At 62.5% G+C, this 18,734-nt stretch carries 13 protein-coding genes; 5 read left to right on the top strand and 8 right to left on the bottom strand.

Going from position 1 to position 18,734, the window contains the following annotated elements; genetic code table 11:
* A partial coding sequence (locus ACE3OH_RS08240) for a hypothetical protein (protein ID WP_374350671.1) occupies nt 1-1,470 on the bottom strand: 1,470 nt, incomplete at its 3' end.
* A gap of 221 nt (nt 1,471-1,691) precedes the next feature.
* Here ACE3OH_RS08240 and alaS point away from each other — a divergent pair.
* Together alaS and ACE3OH_RS08230 are read left to right on the top strand one after the other, a co-directional pair.
* Complete coding sequence (alaS, locus tag ACE3OH_RS08235; RefSeq protein WP_374350669.1) at nt 1,692-4,676, top strand: alanine--tRNA ligase; 2,985 nt, start codon at nt 1,692-1,694, stop codon at nt 4,674-4,676.
* A 128-nt stretch (nt 4,677-4,804) separates the two neighbouring features.
* Nucleotides 4,805-5,446 carry a LysE family translocator gene (locus tag ACE3OH_RS08230; RefSeq protein ID WP_374350667.1) on the top strand — a complete coding sequence of 214 codons (642 nt, stop codon included), beginning with the start codon at nt 4,805-4,807 and terminating at the stop codon, nt 5,444-5,446.
* A gap of 42 nt (nt 5,447-5,488) precedes the next feature.
* Here the strand turns inward: ACE3OH_RS08230 and ACE3OH_RS08225 are convergent, their stop codons facing one another.
* The 6 genes from ACE3OH_RS08225 to ACE3OH_RS08200 all read right to left on the bottom strand — a co-directional run bounded on the left by ACE3OH_RS08225 (nt 5,489) and on the right by ACE3OH_RS08200 (nt 10,449).
* Nucleotides 5,489-6,091 (bottom strand): NTP transferase domain-containing protein, encoded by a 603-nt coding sequence (locus ACE3OH_RS08225; protein ID WP_374350665.1) that lies wholly within the window; start codon nt 6,089-6,091, stop codon nt 5,489-5,491.
* Nucleotides 6,084-7,073, bottom strand: a complete 990-nt coding sequence (locus tag ACE3OH_RS08220) for an XdhC family protein (protein WP_374350662.1) — start codon at nt 7,071-7,073, stop codon at nt 6,084-6,086. The genes ACE3OH_RS08225 and ACE3OH_RS08220 overlap by 8 nt, the downstream gene beginning before the upstream one ends.
* A gap of 1 nt (nt 7,074) precedes the next feature.
* Complete coding sequence (locus ACE3OH_RS08215; RefSeq protein WP_374350659.1) at nt 7,075-7,377, bottom strand: Dabb family protein; 303 nt, start codon at nt 7,375-7,377, stop codon at nt 7,075-7,077.
* 125 nt (nt 7,378-7,502) lie between these two features.
* A complete protein-coding gene (locus ACE3OH_RS08210) occupies nt 7,503-7,787 on the bottom strand; it encodes a hypothetical protein (protein WP_374350657.1) in 285 nt (94 codons plus the stop codon).
* 12 nt (nt 7,788-7,799) lie between these two features.
* Entirely contained in the window at nt 7,800-9,965 is a 2,166-nt protein-coding gene (locus ACE3OH_RS08205) for a molybdopterin cofactor-binding domain-containing protein (RefSeq protein WP_374350655.1), read from the bottom strand.
* 1 nt (nt 9,966) lies between these two features.
* Nucleotides 9,967-10,449, bottom strand: a complete 483-nt coding sequence (locus ACE3OH_RS08200) for a (2Fe-2S)-binding protein (RefSeq protein WP_374350652.1) — start codon at nt 10,447-10,449, stop codon at nt 9,967-9,969.
* Between the two features lie 230 nt (nt 10,450-10,679).
* Here ACE3OH_RS08200 and ACE3OH_RS08195 point away from each other — a divergent pair, with 230 nt between their 5' ends.
* A complete protein-coding gene (locus tag ACE3OH_RS08195) occupies nt 10,680-12,434 on the top strand; it encodes a flavin monoamine oxidase family protein (RefSeq protein WP_374350649.1) in 1,755 nt (584 codons plus the stop codon).
* A complete protein-coding gene (locus ACE3OH_RS08190; RefSeq protein ID WP_374350647.1) occupies nt 12,424-13,599 on the top strand; it encodes an FAD-dependent oxidoreductase in 1,176 nt (391 codons plus the stop codon). The genes ACE3OH_RS08195 and ACE3OH_RS08190 overlap by 11 nt, the downstream gene beginning before the upstream one ends.
* A 99-nt stretch (nt 13,600-13,698) precedes the next feature.
* On the opposite strand, the gene ACE3OH_RS08185 is transcribed toward ACE3OH_RS08190, so the two are convergent.
* Nucleotides 13,699-14,727, bottom strand: a complete 1,029-nt coding sequence (locus ACE3OH_RS08185) for a TRAP transporter substrate-binding protein (protein WP_374350644.1) — start codon at nt 14,725-14,727, stop codon at nt 13,699-13,701.
* A gap of 318 nt (nt 14,728-15,045) precedes the next feature.
* Between ACE3OH_RS08185 and ACE3OH_RS08180 the strand changes: the two genes are divergently transcribed.
* Nucleotides 15,046-18,734 (top strand): ATP-binding protein (locus ACE3OH_RS08180; RefSeq protein WP_374350641.1); only part of this gene is annotated, 3,689 nt, incomplete at its 3' end.

The following is an 18,734-nucleotide window of genomic DNA, read 5'->3' as shown; positions in this document are numbered from 1 at the left end:
ATCCGGGTTGTAAAAGCTCACCGCCGTGCGGATGCCCGCCGTCAAAGGCTCGCTTGCCTTCCAGACATTGCTTGCATCGGGCGCCACCAATTTCAGGCGGAAGTCATAGCGTGACTGCGGCGCCGCCGTGCTGCCCATATTGCGATCGGCACGGGTTTCGGCGGTATGCACGGCGATCAGCTTGCCATCGGCCAGCGGCAAGGGTTCGCGGTACAGGCCGCTATGGTCGGCTGCCGGCGTCTTGCCATCCTCGCTCGCACTGGCGGTGCTGCTGGCAGTGAGGTATTCCACGGTCATCAGGTCGGGATTATCAGTCGGCGCGCCCTTGATGCGCACCAATTGGCCGGCGGCATGGGTGCCGAACTCCGGCGCCGAGGTGCCGACAAAGCGGCCGGCCAGCTGCGGGTCTTCCTTGATCTGCAGGAAACTGTCGTTATTGAGACGGTAGCGGTTGTAACGGCTGTCGGTGTAGCAGCAGTAGGTCAGGTTCGGGTCGTCGAGAAAGCTTTGCGCACCATAGCCGGCCAACTCATGGCGCCCGACATGGTTGAGCGTTTCCTCTTCGCGGCCGTCTTCATGAATCTGCCACGGGAAAAACTGATTGAAGCGATGGCCACTCACGGTTGTCGTATCGGCACGTGGCTCGGGGAACACTTCGCTGCGGTCATTGAGGGCGCGCGCGGCTGCCGTTTCATCGCTGTAATTGAAGGTACCGTAACTGCCGCCTTCGCTATTGTCGGCATCGGCCTGCTGGTCGCGTTGCAGATGGTCCCAGCGGGTGAAGATCACCCGGCCAAAGCTGTCGATGGTCGGGGTGAAGGCGCCCGATGGCGAATGGTTGAGCATGAACAGATCGCCGCTTTTCGGGTCGAGGCTCCACAGCCCGCTTACCACCGGCGCCTCTTCGTATTCGTCGAGCTGCGGGTAGAGATGCCGCTCGCCACTGCGTGGCCGGTCGCTGGTAAAGATAATGCGATCGTCCGTGCCATAAATCGGGCTGATATTGTTGAAATTGGCCGGCTGCTTAGCCACCTTGCTCAATACCGGCGTGTCATTCGGCCCGAGGCCGCTGATCTCGTACAACTGCCAGTAGTAAGTCTCCAGCTGGGACTGCTTGGCCGGGGCGCCAACTACCGCGCTGAACACCACCTTGTTGGCATCCCAATGCACGGCGGGGTCGCGCACGGCAATCGCATTGGCGCCCAACAGGCCGCTACTGCTGACGCCCACCGCCTGGGTAAGGTTTTTCAGCGTGCCGTCCTGATAGCGTATCCACAGATCACCGCCACGTGCCACCGACTCAAGATCGGCACGATGATTGCCAAACACCGAGCCAATGGTGGTGAAATCGGCCGGCACCGGCACTTGGGTAACGAAGATGATCGGGTAAGGGGTGGTAACGGTGGCCCAGCTGGCAGGCGCGCTGCCGAGTAAAGCCAGGCTGATCGACAGGAGGGTGAGCTTCATCATGGCAACTCCGGCAAGATGGACCGGGCGAGCTTGCGCCAGCTCACCCCGCTATGACAAGTAACTATTGGCATCACCGCAGCTGGCAGCGGGTACGCAAGCGGGCGCGCACGCCGGCAATTCTCGTTGCATATGGTGCGAGCGGCCGAACTGCCTGCCGCCAAGCCGGCAGTTTCGGGCATAATTCGCGGCTGTTCACTGACTTCCCGCACGGACCGACCAGCATGCGCGCCGCAGAAATCCGCCAGAAATTCCTTTCCTTCTTCGAGAGCAAGGGCCACCAGATCGTGGCGTCCGACAGCCTGATTCCCGGCAATGAACCGACGCTGATGTTCACCGTGGCCGGCATGGTGCAGTTCAAGGATGTATTCCTCGGCTTTGACAAGCGCCCCTACACCCGCGCCGTCACCTCGCAAAAATGCCTGCGCGCCGGCGGCAAGCACAACGACCTGGAAAACGTCGGCTATACCGCCCGCCACCAGACCTTCTTTGAAATGCTGGGTAACTTCAGCTTCGGCGACTATTTCAAGCGCGATGCCATCACCTACGCCTGGGAATTCCTCACCTCGCCGCAGTGGCTGGGTCTGCCCAAAGACAAGCTGATGGTCACCGTCTATGCCTCTGATGACGAGTCGTTTGACATCTGGAACAAGGAAGTCGGCGTACCGGCGGACAAGATCGTGCGCATTGGCGACAACAAGGGTGCGCCCTATGCCAGCGACAACTTCTGGGCGATGGGCGACACCGGCCCCTGCGGCCCCTGCACCGAGATTTTCTACGACCACGGCCCGGACATCGCCGGCGGCCCGCCCGGCTCGCCCGATGAGGACGGCGATCGCTTTATCGAGATCTGGAACAATGTGTTCATGCAGTTCAACCGCGATGAAGCCGGCGTGATGCACCCGCTGCCCAAGCCCAGCGTGGACACCGGCATGGGCCTGGAGCGCCTGTCGGCCGTATTGCAGCATGTGCACACCAATTACGAGGTCGATATGCTGGCCGCCCTGGTCAAGGCGGCTGCCCGCGAAACCGGCGTACCGTTCAACCAGGAAACCCCGTCGCTGAAGGTGATCGCCGACCATATCCGCGCCTGTTCCTTCCTGGTAGCCGATGGCGTACTGCCATCCAATGAAGGCCGTGGCTATGTGCTGCGCCGCATCTGCCGCCGCGCCGTGCGCCATGGCTACAAGCTGGGCCAGAAGCAACCGTTCTTCCACAAGATCGTGCCGGATCTGGTGCGCGAGATGGGCGAAGCCTATCCGCAACTGATCGAGCAGCAGGCACGCATCATCGATGCGCTGCGCCACGAAGAAGAGCAATTCGGCCGCACCCTGGAAACCGGCATGAAGCTGCTCGAGGAAGAAATCAACGTTGAGCCGCATATGTGCCGTCGCTACGCACATGAGCACGGATTATCACTGATAAAGGGCATGCCTAGTGAACTCGGCCCATCTACTTCGATTGGCTATGTCGCAGGAAGAGAAAGAGAAAAGCGTGTGCTAATCCCTAAGGTGTACTCTTCTGAAGATGAGGCACTCAAAGGACTTAAAAATGCCATTCCGCTTGTATATCAGCGACTTAAACATTGGGAAAATCCAAACGAATCTCGAAGCGTTCGACTGCTGGTAGGACTTCCAACGGCGCCGACGCAGCAACTCAAAGCAAGTGTGGATTCGCTTCTTGATGAGGTGGGTGCAATTACTTCTGTGATGGTGGATTTCTGTTCCATTGATGTACCTAGGCTCAACGGAAGCATCGCCTTCCAGCTACACAGCACCTACGGCTTCCCGATCGACCTGACTGCCGATGTGTGCCGCGAGCGCGGCATCGAAGTCGATATGGCCGGTTATGAAAAAGAGCTGGCCGAGGAACAGGAACGCGGCCGTGCCGCTGGCAAGTTCAATGCCGCCGCCGGTGTGGAATACAGCGGCAGCGATACAACGTTTGAGGGCTATGTAAAAGCCAGCAGCGAGGCCAAGGTATTGGCGCTGTACCAGAACGGTGTCGCGGTGAACGAATTGCGCGCTGGCGAGCAAGGCATGGTGGTGCTCGACAACACCGCCTTCTACGCCGAAGGCGGCGGCCAGGTGGGTGATGTCGGCGAGATTGCCGCTACCGGCGGCGTTGATGCGCTATTCGATGTGGTCGATACACAAAAGATCAAGGCGGCGGTATTTGGCCACCAGGGCCAGCTGGTACGCGGCGCACTCAAGGTTGGCGATAGCGTTACCGCTACCATCGACCTGCACAAGCGCCTGGCTACCGCCCGCAACCACTCGGCCACCCACCTGCTGCATGCCGCCCTGCGCGAAGTGCTGGGCAAGCATGTGAGCCAGAAGGGTTCGTTGGTCAATAGCGAATACACCCGTTTCGACTTCTCGCATCCGCAAGCCGTCACCTCTGATGATCTAGCCAAGATCGAAGCCATGGTCAACCGCGTCATCGCCCATAACCATGAAGTCAGCGCCCGCGTGATGAAGCATGAAGACGCGATCAAGTCCGGCGCCATGGCCCTGTTTGGCGAAAAGTACGGCGATGAAGTACGCGTATTGAAGATGGGCGACTTTTCCACCGAGCTGTGCGGCGGCACCCATGTGCATCGCACCGGCGATATCGGCTACTTCAAGATCATCGGCGAAGGCGGCGTGGCCGCCGGTATCCGCCGCATTGAGGCCACCACCGGCGAAGGCGCCGTCGCCTTTGTGCAGAAGCTGGAACACGAGTTGAAGTCCGCCACCGCCTTGGTGCAGGCGCAGCCGGGCGATCTGGTCGGCAAGCTGGAAAAGCTGCACGCCGAGCAAAAAGCGCTGGAAAAAGAGTTGGCCAAGCTCAAGGGCAAGCTGGCTGCCAGCGCCGGCGACAGCCTGGTCGAGCAGGCGGTGGACGTGGATGGCGTCAAGGTATTGGCGGTTACGGTGGAAGGCGCCGATGCCAATGCCCTGCGCGAGATGCTGGACAAGCTCAAGGACAAGCTCGGCAGCGCCGCCATCGTGCTGGCCAGCGTGGCCGACGGCAAGGTGGCCTTGGCTGCCGGCGTCACCGCCAACCTGACCAGCCGCATCAAGGCCGGTGACTTGGTCAACTTCGTCGCCCAGCAAGTAGGCGGCAAGGGCGGCGGTCGCCCCGATATGGCCATGGCGGGCGGTACCGACCCATCGGGCTTGCCGGCAGCCCTTGCCGGCGTAGCCGCCTGGGTCAAATCGAAGTAAACCCCTCTACAAGGCCGACGCAAGTCGGCCTTGTCACTTTCCCGTCCGCTTTTGCATGCAGCGGCGCCCGGCCGTGCTGTTGCTCGCCCTTGATTCCGCCGCCTAAACACGCAAGGAGAGACCCCGATATGCTCGATACCCACGCTTTACCGCTGTTTTTCAGTGCCGTCTTCGCCCTGCTGATCATTCCCGGCCCGGACATGCTGTTGATCAGCGCCCAATCGATCAGCCGTGGCGCGCGCTTCGGCGTGGCCTGCTCGTTTGGCGTGTTGCTAGCCGGCCTGGTGCAGACCGCGCTGATCTCGCTGGGCCTTGGCAAGCTGATGGAAGCCTGGCCAATGCTTGCCACCGCCATTCGCCTGTGTGGCGCCGTCTATATGGGCTGGCTCGGCATGAAATCGCTGCGCGATTGGCTGGCCCATCGCCAGCACGCGCTAGATCAAGTGCAGGCCAACCCAAGTTCCATGCGGCGCCTGGTGCTGGTCGGCCTTGCCAACAATCTGCTCAACCCCAAGGCCTTGCTGTTCTTCAGCCTGTTTTTGCCGCAATTCGTCAATCCGGCGCTAGGCTCCAGTGCCATGCAATTGCTGATGCTGGGCTTGATGCTGAGCCTGATCGCCTTTGCCTTTAATGTGCTGCTGAGCCTGCTCGCCGCCACCGTGCGCGTGTTCAATATCGAATCAGCCGCACTGCAGCGCCATGGCAACGGCCTGCTTGGCCTGGTATTCGTGCTGCTGGCCGGCAGACTGGCTTTGGCCAAGGCATCCTGAAGCAAGCCAGGCGCGAGGCGTGGAACAATCCCGCGAGGCCATTCAGCTTCGCGCTGGATGCTGTGCCAGATCATCCGGGCCATCCACATCCAGCAACACCCCATGGTCGACCACATCGACCAGGGTCGGTGGGTATTGAAGCAACACGCTACGTGCGCCTTGCTCGCCCTGTACCGCTAGTAAAGCGTCCCGACACCCTGCCGAAAACCCCACCGGGTGGCCACGTTGCCCGGCGCAGACCGGAGCCGCCGTCATATGGCCGTCCTGCAGCGCTGCCAGTACCCGCTGGCAGCTATCCGCCGTAAGCCAGGGCATATCCGCCGGCAACAGCAGCCAGCCTGCCGTATCGGCGCTGGCGGCAATCGCTGCCGCCACGGTATTGCCCATACCGCCCTTTGATGCCGGGCAAGGCAGCACCACGCAGCCAGCCTTGGTCAGCAAGGCCGATAGCTGCAGCGTGTTGGCGCTGTCATCGGCCGGCACCATGGCCAATACCCTGGGCATGGCGCCGAGCAAGGCACGCGCACTAGCGACAGCTATTGGCGTTCCATCAGGCAGCAGCTGCAATAGTTTCAGCCGCTTGCCGCTTGGGTCGAAGCGGCGCCCGCTACCTGCGGCCAGCAGGATGCCGACCCACTCAGCCATGGCGTACTGCGGTTTCGGGCAAGGGCGGGGCGACTTGCAACAGCGGCACACCGTTTTTGACTGCAACGATCTCGGCCAGGATGGAAATGGCAATCTCGGCCGGCGTGTGGCTACCCAGATAGAGACCGACCGGCCCATGCAGGCGGGCAATTTCCGCCTCGCTCAATTCGAACAGCGCCAATCGCTCGCGGCGTTTTTGGGTATTGCGACGCGAACCAAGCGCGCCTACGTAGAAGGCGGGTGACTTCAAGGCTTCCAGCAGCGCCATATCGTCGAGCTTGGGGTCGTGGGTCAGCGCCACGATGGCAGTATGGGCATCGGGCTCCATCGCCAGCACCACATCGTCGGGCATGCCCGGCTCGAATACCACGCCCGCGCTGTCCCAATCCTGCCGGTATTCCTCGCGCGGGTCGCAGATATGCACGGCAAATCCGAGCGGCTGGGCCATCTGCGCGACAATGCGCGACAGCTGGCCGGCACCGATCAGCAGCAAGCGCCAGGCCGGGCCAAAGATGCCGGTAAAGGTATCGCCGTGCAGGCCGGGTTTGTCGCCGCGATGGGCGCTCAGCAGTGTGACGGCGCCGGTTTGCAGCTGTACGGTGCGGGCAACCAGGCGGTGCTGGTCGGTTTGCGCCAGCAGCTGGTCTACCCAGGCCAGGTCCTGCAATGGCTCGACCAGAAGGCGCAAGGTGCCACCGCAGGGCAGGCCGAAGCGACTGGCTTCTTCCTTGCTAACCCCGTACACCACCAAGGCTGCCTGCTGTGGCCGCTCGCCCCGGCTGACCCGGCGCACCAGATCATCTTCCACACAGCCGCCCGATACCGAACCGCTCACTGGGCCATCGTCGCGCACCGCCAGTAGCGAGCCGACCGGACGTGGCGCAGAACCCCAGGTTTCCACCACGCTGACCAGCCAGACCGCATGACCGGCCAGACACCACTGGCGCGCCTGGCGCAATACGTCGAGATTGAGCGTATCCATGTCAAGCGTTGGCGGTGAAATCGAACACCAGCGCCTGCGCCAGTGCCGGCTTGATTTGTTCGACAAAGGCGAGATGCGCCGGATGGTGCAAATAATGGTCACGCCCGGCTTCATCCTCAAACGTCAGTACAAAGCCGTGGGTGTAACCATGCGCCAGGCCTTCCGGGCTATTGTTCAGGCCCTGCTCGAAACCACGCACGCCGGCAATCTGCGTGGGCAGTGCAGCAAACGCAGCCAGCAGCGCATCGCGCTGTGCCGGGGGCAGATCGGGTTGAAAGGTAAACAGTACGAGATGGCGCAGCATGGAAGGAACCCAGGGGGATAGAAAACGAGGCGCCACTATGTTGCTTGTGGCGCCGATAGGGGTAGTCAAACGCGATGGACTCGCCTCATGGCGACGCCACTGGTGATAGAGCCTGACCGCTGGCATCAGGCATCGTCAATATCGATTGAGTCGGCGACGTCAAACGCCACATCCAGCAATTCGCCGTTACCGTCGTCAAGCGGATCAGCATCGCCGGTACCGCTCTTCTCACGAAAGCGACTAAGGCTCGCGCTCACGGCTGCGGCCCCCAGCAAGGGCAGCAGCCAGATCGATAGCAGATGCACAAACCAATACGGCACGAGGCTGTCGCGGTAAGCCAGCAAACGTTGCGTCACCTTGATCTGGTACAGCAGCGTCAAGACAATGCCCCAGAATACTGCCCCTTTCATGTGTAGATCCGCTCAGCTGGTCAACTTGATCGGCAAATCGTACACCCTCTTACCAGTAGCATGAGCAATGGCATTGGCGAGTGCAGGCGCCAGTGGTGGCACGCCCGGCTCGCCAACGCCAGTTGGCGCCGCGCCCGATGGCACGATATGCACTTCTACCTTGGGCATTTCGTTGATGCGCAATACCGGGTAGTCGTGGAAATTCGACTGCTCCACTGCGCCGGCCTTGAGCGTGATATTGCCGTGCAAGGCAGCTGATAGTGCAAAGCCGATGCCGCCCTCCATCTGCGCGCGGATCACATCCGGGTTGATGGCAATGCCGCAGTCCACCGCACACACCACCCGGTCTACCCGCACGCTGCCATCGCTTGCAACCGTGACTTCGGCCACTTCGGCAACAAAGCTGTTGAAGGACTCGACCACCGCCACGCCACGGCCGCGCTTTTCACCCGGCTTGCCGGGCGGCAAGGGCTTGCCCCAGCCGGCCTTGTCGGCGGCCAGCTGCAGCACGGCGCGATGGCGCGGGTGTTCGCCCAGCAGCGCCAGGCGGAACGCCACCGGGTCGGCTCCGGCGGCCACCGCCAGCTGATCGATCATCACCTCGGTGGCATGGCCGGTATGGGTATGGCCGACCGAGCGCCACCACTGCACCGGCACCGGCTTGCGCGGCGAATGCAGGTCGACCTGCAGATTGGCAATGGCATATGGCAGATTGGCGGCGCCTTCCACCGATGAGCCATCGACGCCATGCTTGACCATGAACGACTCCATCGCGCCGCCGGCAAAAATGCTCTGGCCGACAATGCGATGCTGCCAGGCCACCACCTTGCCGGCCGCATCCAGCCCGGCTTCGATGCGGTGCAAATAGGCGGGTCGGTAGTAGCCGGCGCGCATATCGTCTTCGCGGGTCCACACCAGCTTGACCGGCGCACGGCCGGCGATCGCCTTCACAATATTGGCGCACTCCACCAGATAATCAGCCTTGGGGTTGGCACGCCGGCCAAAGCCGCCGCCGGCAAACAGCATGTTCAGCTTCACCTTGCCGGGCTCCACCCCGAAGGTGGCAGCCAGAATCGCTTGGTCCATGGTCTGCGCCTGCTCGCCATTCCACACTTCGACGCCATCGGCCGTGCGCTGGATCACGCAGTTCATCGGCTCCATGGCGGCATGAGCCAGATAGGGGAAGCGGAAGTCGGCCTTGATGGTCTTGGCCGCACCTTTCAGCGCTGCAGCGGCATCGCCCTTGCTGCTCGCCACCGCGCCGGCCTGATCAAGCAGGCTGGCATAGCCGGCGAACTGCTCGGCACTGCCCTCAATCATGGCGCCTGATTCATCCCACTCGATGCGCAACGCATCGCGGCCCTTCTTGGCGGCCCAGAAGCCTTTGGCCAGCACCGCCACGCCGCTGTCGATCGCCACTACCTCGCTCACGCCGCGCACCTGCTTGGCAGCGGTCGCGTCAAACGATTTGAGTTTGGCGCCAAAGCGCGGTGGATGCGCCACCACCGCGGTCAGCATGCCTGGCAGCTGCACATCCTGGGTGAACTTGGCGCGGCCATTGGTCTTCACCTGGCTATCCTTGCGCGGCAACCGCTTGCCGATCAGGGTGAAGTCTTTCGGGTCCTTCAGCTTGATATCGCCCTTCACTTCCAGCTTGCTGGCCGCCTCCACCAATTCGCCAAAGCGGGCCTTGCGCTTGCCGGCCGCATGCATCACCACCCCCTTGGACACGCTGATTTCCGCTGCCGGTACCTGCCAGCGCTCGGCCGCCGCCAGCACCAGCAAGGCACGCGCCCTGGCGCCCGCTTCGCGCAGCTGGGTCCAGGAATTGGCCATGGCGCTGCTGCCGCCGGTAATTTGCGCGCCCCACAGGGTATTCCCGTAACGCTTGGCATCGGCCGGCGCCGCTTCCACGGTCACCTTGGCCCAATCGGCATCCAGCTCTTCGGCCACAATGGTGGCAATCCCGGTATAGGCGCCCTGCCCCATTTCCAGATGCTTGGAAATCACTACCACGCTGTCGTCGCTGCCGATGCGCACAAAGGCATTCGGTGCCAGGCTGCCGGGCGCCGCTGCATAGGCGCGCCCGCCGCCGGCCCAGTGAAAACCGACCAGCAAGGCGCTGGCCGCGCCAGCCTTGAGCAGATCACGCCGCGAGAGTTCGAATGGCTGGTTCATGTCACACCTCCGCCTTGTGCTGCGCCTTGCCGGTCAGCATGGCAGCCGCCTCGTGAATGCCGGCACGGATGCGCTGGTAAGTGGCGCAGCGACAGACATTGCCGCTCATCGCCGAATCGATATCCGCATCGCTCGGTTTCGGATTACGCGACAGCAAGGCCGCCGCCGACATGATCTGGCCCGACTGGCAATAGCCACACTGCGCCACGTCGAGCTTTTGCCAGGCCGCCTGCACCGCCAGTGCGGCCGAGCTGCTGATGCCTTCGATGGTGGTCACCTTGCCGCTACCCACCGCCGAAATCGGAACGGAACAGGAACGGGTCGGCTGGCCATTCACCCATACGGTACAAGCACCACACAGCGCCATGCCGCAGCCGTACTTGGTGCCGGTCAGGCCCAAGTCATCGCGTAACGCCCACAGCAAGGGGGTATCGGCATCGGCATCCACATCGCGCGCCTTGCCATTGACATGCAGTTTGACCATCTCGGCGTCCTCAACAGGGTTTGATCGGCGAAACTCGAACAGCAAAGCCACCAGTATAGGAACAGGCACCGCCCGCATTGTCACCATTTGTAGGCCGATGCAAACAGTTCGCCACTGACAGCACCATCTAGCTTGCTTCGCATTGAATTTGCGCAGCGCAACGACCATAGTCAACCAGCGCCGTTCGTCGGATTTTTGGCGCCAATCGGACCAGGCTAATGGAGGAAAACATGCACGCAATACGCAGGGCAGCAGGATTGGACATCACACCAGCACAGCTGGATGACGGTGCCGATGTCGATGTGATGGTGGTGGGTGCCGGCATGTCCGGCCTGTACACCGCTTGGCGCATCATGCAGGACTGGCGCAGCAGCCCGCGCCTCAAAGCCATGGCCGCAAGGCGGCCGGACGGCTTGCTCAAGGTAGCCCTGCTCGAATACAGCGACCGGGTCGGTGGCCGCCTCGATAGCGTGATTCTCGATGAGATGGACCATGTGCCGGCCGAATTGGGCGGCATGCGCTTTACCGCCAGCCACCAGCTGCTCAACCTGCTGATCGACAAGCTCGATCTGCGCCACGATATCGAAGCGTTTCCGATGTCGAACGATAGCCAGTTCCTGCTGCGCAGCCAGCGGCTGGATGAAACCAGCATCGACGCTGGCGCCACCGTGCCCTATGCCCTCTCGCCCAATGAATTGCGCCAGACGCCCAACCAATTGTTCAACTACGCCATTACCCAGATCTGCGGCGATGGCGCCACCAGCTGGAGCGATGCGAACTGGCAGTGGGTGAAGGAAAACCAGCGCTATTCCGACGATATCTACGACAACGTGGCGCTATTCGATATCGGCTTCTGGAATGTGCTGTACCGGGTGCTCAGTAACGAAGGCTTCGATTTTTGCTGGGATGGCGGCGGCTACAACTCCAACACCATCAACTGGAATGCGGCAGAAGCAATGCCGTATATGCTCACCGACTTTTCCACCACGCCGACTTTCTCGCGTTTCAAGACCGGCTTTCACACCTTGCCGGCGACCTTGGCCAAACGGGTGAGCGCGCTGGGTTGCCCTATCTACCGCCATAGCCGGCTACGTCGCTTCGAGCGCAGCAGCACTGGTATCAGCGGGCTGATCGAGCGCAGCGACGGCCACGGACCACACGCCCGCTTCCACGCCCACGCCCTGGTACTGGCCATGCCACGGCGCAGCCTGGAATTGCTGGATCAGGACACCGACTTTTTCAATGCCAGCGCGGTGCAGCGCAATATCCAGTCGGTGCTGCCTCAGCCTGCCTACAAGTTGTTCATGGCTTATGAAAACCGCTGGTGGGATAAGTCCCTGTTCTACCCCGGCCCCACCATCACGGATTTGCAACTGCGCATGACTTACGACTTTGGTACCCAGGCCGAGCGCGGCGGCAAGCCGGACGATGGCAGAGCCCTGCTGCTGGCCGCCTATTGCGATATGCAAGCCGCCAGTTTCTGGTCGGTGCTGGAGCGCGACAAAGCCTGGGACAGGCCACCGAGCTGGTCGCAAATCGGTGCCAAGGGGGGCGCACCGGCACCCGGCACCATGACCCGTATGGCCGAAACCATGCTGGTGCAGTCGCTATCGGTAAAAGGAGCACCGCCACCCAAGCCATCCAAGCTGCTCGCCGCCTATTACCAGGACTGGTCGCAAGACCCGTATGGCGCCGGTTTTCATGCCTGGGCCGCCCACTACAAGGCTTGGGAGATCATGCGCAGCGTGCGCCAGCCTTTGCACGACTGGCCGGTGTATATCTGCGGCGAGGCCTATTCCAATGCCCAGGGCTGGGTCGAAGGCGCCCTGTGTACGGCTGAATCGATGCTGGAAGACCATTTCCAGCTGCCGCGCATTGCCGGCCTGTCTCCCGACTACCCCTTGCTGACACCGGTGCCGGTGAAGCCCGGCGATGCCGAAACCTCCCCGACCTATCTGCTGCGGAGCACCCCGAATGCATTCTGATACCCATCACCTCGATATCGCCGTCATCGGCGGTGGCACCACCGGCCTGTCGGCCGCCTACTACGCGGCGGCGGCCGGCCATCGCACTGCGCTATTCGAGCAGTTCGACTTTTACAACGATAAGGGCAGCTCGGACGGCTATTCGCGCATGTTCCGCATCATGTATTCCGATGCAAATATGGCGCGGCTGGCCGAGAGTGCTTTCGGCCTGTGGCATGAAGTGCAGGAGAACCTCGGTATCCGGCTGCTGCGCCGCAACGGTCTGCTGTTCTACGGCTTGCCCGCCGCCACGGTGGAGGGCGATCTGAGCCAGTGCCAACAGGTAATGACCGAGCTGGGCATCCCGTTCCAGCATTACGACAAGGCCGGCCTCAAGGACGCCTACCCGGTGTTCCGCGAGATTCCCGACCAGTACATCGGCCTCAATCAGGCCAGCAGCGCCACCATTGTGGTGCAGGAATCGCTGCGCACCTTTCACGACCTGGCCCATGCCAAGGGGGCCGCGCTGCATGCGCGCTGCCCGGCCAGCATCAGCCTTCCCGGCGCCGCCGGCGGCCCCTACCAGATCGATACGCCGCGCGGGCGCTTTACTGCCGACAGCCTGATCCTGGCGCCCGGCGCCTGGTCCAACCCGGTGCTGGCGCCATTTGGCCTGCAGCTTGATCTGACCATCTGGCAGATGACCCTGGCCTACTACCGGGTCGACCCCAAGCTGGCCTGGCCGATGTGGTATGAATTCGGCCCGGAGGTGGGTGGGCAGCAACAGCTGTTCTACGGCTTTCCACCCCTGGAGCGGCATGACCAGATCAAGGTCAGCGCCGACTTCACCCACACCTATTACACCGACCCGAGCCAGTGCAGCTACCAGCCGGACCCAACTATTCTTCAGGAAATGAATCAATTCCTGGAAAAACGCTTTCGCGGCATCGAACCGAAACCGCTGGAACCGGCAACCTGCCTTTACACCATGAGCAAGGATGCGCAGATCGTGCTGGACACCCTGCCCGGCCATCCGCGCGTGGCGGTGCTGACTGGCGAATCAGGCCGTGCGTTCAAGTACACGCCGCTGTTCGGGCGCATCCTGGTCGAATTGGCGCGCACCGGCAAATCGAGCTATGACATTGCCGAGTTCAGCATAAAGCGCCCTGGCATTATCTCGGGCTAAGCTGCCGGCAGGCTGGCGCAGGCTGCAGGCAGTGCCATAGACCCATACCAGCAGCACCTTGCAAATGCGGCAGCGACCGGTCAACCGGTTCGCTGCCTTTTATTTGCGTGCCACCAGCCCGGTAAGCTTGCCCACGGTGCGGTTCCAGTCGGCCACGCACGCCACGCTGCAGCGCTGCGCCCAGCGCCGCAACACCACATCGCGTAACACGATGCGTAATTGGCGGCGATCCTCATCGGTTACCGGCAACAGCACCATATCGTCGCGATGCCCGGTGCTGCAGTCGCCGCTGCCGGTATTGCAGCGTATGCCCTCGTCGGTCTCGCGCACGCTGGCGGCCCAGATATCGTCGCGCAGCCGTGCCATGCCCTGCTCCAGAAAAGCCTGCACCGCCGGGTCGAGGCCAGACCACACTTTCAGATTCACCCCATGCATGGCCATGCTCCAGCCCACCGGTAGCGGATAGAGGTAGTGGGTTACTTCCGGCAGGCGGGCGGTATTGCCCGGCAAGGTACCGGTAATGGCGCAGTCGATATTGCCGCGCTTGATCTGGGCATAAGCCTCGCCAAACGGGATATCGATGGCCACCCCGCCCAGTGCCTCGACAAACTCGGCAATCGGCCGGGTGCCGACCCGCACCTTGCGCCCCTTCAGGTCGGCAATGCGGTCGAGCTTGCTCTTGCAGTAAATCACCTGGGCCGGATACGGCCACACCGACAGCACCTTGACGCCATGCTTGCGCTGGAAATAGGCATCGAGCACCGGCAGATAGCTGTCGACCACCTTGCGCGCATCAGCTGCAGTCGGGCTGAGACCAGCCAGATCGAGGCCTTCCACCTCGGTATCGTCGGTTGCGCCATAGGCCAATACGGCAGAACCAAAATCGATCAGCCCCATGCGCATCAGGCGGATGATCTCGTCACCCTTGAGGCCCATCTGGTTGAACGGGGTGATCTCGGCAGTGATCTGCCCGCCCGATGTTTCACTGACCTTACTGGTCCAGAACGGCTGTTCGAAATTTTTGTACTGGCTGAGAAAGCCCCAACTGCCCACCACTTTCAAATGCGTGGCTGGCAGCGCCGGTGCCGCATCGGCAGCCAGACCGGGCTGGTTCAGCAATGCTGCCATTAACAAGATCAATATCTGGACACAGGCCGCCAGCCGGTTCGGGCCAGTCTTTCGCCCATTGCCCGGGCGGCGCTCGCAACTATGGCTATCTCTCTGCATGGTCGTCCTGCCAAAAACATACCGACACCCAATATAGTCACAAGAGCAGCAACAATAGCCGGGCAAACTGTCGGCGCCGCGCATAAACAGGCGCACTTGCCCGCAACAGCGTCTAAAAATACACTAATTTGCCTGCAGGATTGCCGCTTGTGCCCATGCTGAACCTCACGCCCGATTTGCACGCTTACCCCGGGAAAACCATCCCTGGCTCGAGGCGATATGGCGGCTGAGCGCCTTCAAGCACCGGTCTGGCAGCGTAGCCGCATAGCGAAGCGCCTGGCGCTGGCCTTTGCGTCGGTGGCGGGCACCACCTTGCTGGCCAGCCTCGCCGCCTGGTTTACCTTCAGCCAGGTCGATCAAACCGTGGGCGGCATTACCCGCGAGCGCTTCCCGGTCACCCTGAAGCTGGGCCAGCTGCAGGCCGCCAGCCGCGAACTGGCATCCGATATTGCGGCACTGGCAGCGGCAGCGGCAGACAGCGACGAAAACCGGCTACAGGCACTTAGCATCCTCAAGCATTTGCTGGCGCAGATGCGCGAAAATCTCGCGGCGCTGGCAAAGCGCGACCCGCACTCGGCGCAATTGTTAAGCAGCCAACTGGCCGACCTGGAGCGGCGTATCGGCACCGCCGATGGCATGGTGGCGGAACGACTAAGCCTGGTGCGGCGCCAGCATCATCTGCTTGACGACGCCCGCGCCGCGCACCATGCGCTGATTGCCGCCCTGCAGCCGGTAAAACTGGCAGCCAATGCCGATACGCTCAGTGCGGTGCGGCGCATATCGGCGGGCAGCGGCAGCGCGCTGGAGCGCTTGATCGATACCGAATTCAGCCAGCTGCAGTCAATGCTGACCCTCAGGTCCGAGCTGTACAAACTCGACGCCTTGGCATCGGACCCGCAGACAGGAACAGGCGACTCGGTAAAGCGCCAGCTTGCGCTGATCGCCAGCATGCTGGGACGACTGCCCGCGTCGCTGGACAAGGCCGCCAGCGATTTTCAGGAAGACGCACACCGTTTGCTGAATGTGAGCGACCCCGGCCAGCGTCGGCCAGCGGTGCTACAGGCGGTCAGTCGTTTTGACAGCGCCCTGTCGCCGCAGATTTACCGCTCCACCCTGGAAATGGTGAGCAGCAGCGCCACCATCAACCATGACGCTACCAATGCGCTGGTGCTGCTCACCTCCGAGCAGGTGGCCTCGCTGCTGGCAATCCAGCGGCTGGAAACGCTGGCTAACCAGATGCTCAGCGACATCAGCCTGGTGAGCCTGGCCGGTGACCGCGACCAGACAATGGCGCTGGCCGAGGACTTTCGCACGGCCCGCCAGGCCATGGCGCAGGAGCTGGCAGCAGTTCGCTCCGCCATCAAGCTCGATGTGCTACAGCGCCATATCGCTGCGCTGGGCCAGTTTTACGGGGAGCGCGACAGCCTGTTCCAGCTCAAGCAAAAGCAGCTGGAGCTGGCCGCCGGCTCACGCCGATTCGTCGAGGATACCCGCCAGGCAGCCGACGGACTGATCGCCTCCGCCGCCCGACTCAGCAATGACAATAGTGCTCGCCTTGATCATGCGGTGAACAATCTGGACGGTCGCCTTACCCACAGCCGCGCCTTGCTGGGCGTGCTGGCCCTATTGAGCGTGCTGTTTTCCGCCAGCCTTGGCTATCTGTATGTCGGCCGCCGCATCAATCGGCGGCTGACCCAGCTGGCAGCCAGTACCCGCGGCATCGCCGCAGGCGACCTGGCCACCCCGATCGACACCAGCGGCGATGATGAAATCAGCGCGATGGCCGCCGCCATGGTGCTGTTCCGCGACAACCAGCAGCAGCTGCGCGATCGCTCCATCCAGCTGCATCAGAGTGAGGCGCGGACCCGCGCCATTCTGGCCAACGCGCCGTTTCCGCTATTGATTACCGGCAGCGATGCTGCCCGCACCATACGTTATGCCAATGCCCGCTGCCTCGCCCTGCTGGCCGGCCCGCAAGGAGGCGACATCACCGGCATGCCCTTGCAGCAGGTATTGGCGCTCGACGATGCCGCGACTTACCGCCATCCGCTGTTTCGCGAGGAGGCAGGCAGCGATGCCGAATTGCAGCTACAGGGTGCCGATGGCCAGCAACATTGCTGCCTGGCCTCCTGCGTGCCGATCGATTACGACGGCGAACCGGCCACCCTGGCGGCCCTGCACGACATCACGGTGCGCAAACATGCGGAAGAGTCGATGCGTCAGGCGAAGGAGGCAGCTGACGCCGCCACCCGCGCCAAGAGCGAGTTTCTCGCCAATATGAGCCATGAGATCCGCACCCCCCTGTCTGCCGTGCTGGGCTTTTCCCACACCCTGCTGAAGACGCCTTTGCTACCACAGCAAAGGGTGCAGGCAGAAAAGGTGGAAACCGCCGCCAAGCTGCTGCTGGGTGTGATCAACGATATCCTCGATTTTTCCAAGATCGAAGCCGGTAAACTCGATCTGGAGCATGTTCCGTTCCCGATCGACGATGTGCTGTCTTCACTGGCGGCGGTGGCAGCGCCCAAGGCGGGCGACAAGGGCTTGGAGCTGGTATTCGACCTTGCTCCCGATGTACCGCCGCACTTGCTGGGCGACCCTTTGCGCCTTGGCCAGATCCTGCTCAACCTGGTCGGCAATGCCATCAAATTCACCGAAGCCGGCGAGGTGGTGCTGGCGGTGCGCGTGTATGCCGCGCGCGATCAATCGGTGCAGCTGGAGTTTGCCGTGTCCGACACCGGCATCGGCATGACGGCGGCGCAGCAGGAGCGCCTGTTCCAGTCCTTCAGCCAGGCCGATACCTCCACCACCCGCCGCTATGGCGGCACCGGGCTTGGCCTCGCCATCTGCCGCCAGCTGGCCACGCTGATGCGTGGCAGCGTCGCGGTGGACAGCCAGCCGGGACAGGGTTCCACCTTTTGCGCCAGGGTATGGCTGGATCTGCCCGATCACGCCACCGCCCGCGCACAACCCTACAGCGGCTGCAATGCCCTGGTGGTGGCGCGCCACCCGCGCACCCGCCTCGCCAGCAGTGCCGGCCTGCAAGGCATGGGCTTTCGCTGCCGCAGCACCGAAACGGCGGCACAGGCACTCACCAGTACCGCCATCGCCGTACCCGATCTGGTGTTGATCGACCAATCCCTCGGTATCAGCATTGCCAGCGACCTGGCCATCGCCCTGCGCGAAAAAGGGGTGCGCAGCTGTTTCTGGCTCGGCTATACCGGCAGCCCCGGCCCGCTCATCGACCCTGCCGGCGCGATCAGCGACAGTGTCAGCAAACCATTGGTGCTCAGTGCCTTGCAAAGCCAGCTGGCCCATGCCTGGTTGCAGCCGGAATTACGAACAGCAAGCCGCCAGGTCGACGCACCCAACCCGCTACAAGGCCTGCGGCTATTGCTGGCCGAGGACAGCGAGCTGCTGCGCGAACTGGGCCTGGAAATTCTCGGCGGCCTGGGGGCCAGTGTTACCACGGTCAACCACGGCCTGGCGGCGGTGGAAACTGCCCTGGCCTCGCCGCAGGCGTTTGACGCCATCCTGATGGATATCCAGATGCCCGAGCTCGATGGCATCGGCGCCACCGAAGCGATACGCCGCCATCATCCCAATCCGCACTTGCCGATCATCGCCATGACAGCGCATGCCATGGCCTCCGAGCGCGAGCGCTGTCTGGCTGCCGGCATGAATGAACATATCAGCAAGCCGATCGACCCGGCCCGCCTGGTCGCGGTGCTCAAGCAACTGACCTGCGTAGAGCCCCTATCTGGCGGCGATACGCAAGCCGCCGCAAAGGCCGAAGTGGTGGGCGACATCGCCGGCATGGATGTGCATGCGGCCCTGGAGCGCATGGGTGGCAAACAGCGCTTGCTGCAAAAGTCGCTGCGCCGCTTTCATGAGGGCTTTCATGATGCCGA

It is taken from the genome of Chitinimonas sp., from assembly GCF_041904975.1.
GTDB lineage: Bacteria > Pseudomonadota > Gammaproteobacteria > Burkholderiales > Chitinimonadaceae > Chitinimonas.
This window is presented reverse-complemented; position numbering and strand designations above follow the sequence as displayed.

Excerpts from the sequence above, each read along its gene's own strand:
- ACE3OH_RS08205 (WP_374350655.1), bottom strand. The coding sequence starts at position 9,965 with ATGAACCAGCCATTCGAACTCTCGCGGCGTGATCTGCTCAAGGCTGGC.
- ACE3OH_RS08210 (WP_374350657.1), bottom strand. The coding sequence starts at position 7,787 with ATGAAAGGGGCAGTATTCTGGGGCATTGTCTTGACGCTGCTGTACCAG.
- ACE3OH_RS08215 (WP_374350659.1), bottom strand. The coding sequence starts at position 7,377 with ATGCTGCGCCATCTCGTACTGTTTACCTTTCAACCCGATCTGCCCCCG.
- ACE3OH_RS08220 (WP_374350662.1), bottom strand. The coding sequence starts at position 7,073 with ATGGATACGCTCAATCTCGACGTATTGCGCCAGGCGCGCCAGTGGTGT.
- ACE3OH_RS08200 (WP_374350652.1), bottom strand. The coding sequence starts at position 10,449 with ATGGTCAAACTGCATGTCAATGGCAAGGCGCGCGATGTGGATGCCGAT.
- alaS (WP_374350669.1), top strand. The coding sequence starts at position 1,692 with ATGCGCGCCGCAGAAATCCGCCAGAAATTCCTTTCCTTCTTCGAGAGC.
- ACE3OH_RS08230 (WP_374350667.1), top strand. The coding sequence starts at position 4,805 with ATGCTCGATACCCACGCTTTACCGCTGTTTTTCAGTGCCGTCTTCGCC.
- ACE3OH_RS08225 (WP_374350665.1), bottom strand. The coding sequence starts at position 6,091 with ATGGCTGAGTGGGTCGGCATCCTGCTGGCCGCAGGTAGCGGGCGCCGC.
- ACE3OH_RS08190 (WP_374350647.1), top strand. The coding sequence starts at position 12,424 with ATGCATTCTGATACCCATCACCTCGATATCGCCGTCATCGGCGGTGGC.
- ACE3OH_RS08195 (WP_374350649.1), top strand. The coding sequence starts at position 10,680 with ATGCACGCAATACGCAGGGCAGCAGGATTGGACATCACACCAGCACAG.
- ACE3OH_RS08185 (WP_374350644.1), bottom strand. The coding sequence starts at position 14,727 with ATGGCAGCATTGCTGAACCAGCCCGGTCTGGCTGCCGATGCGGCACCG.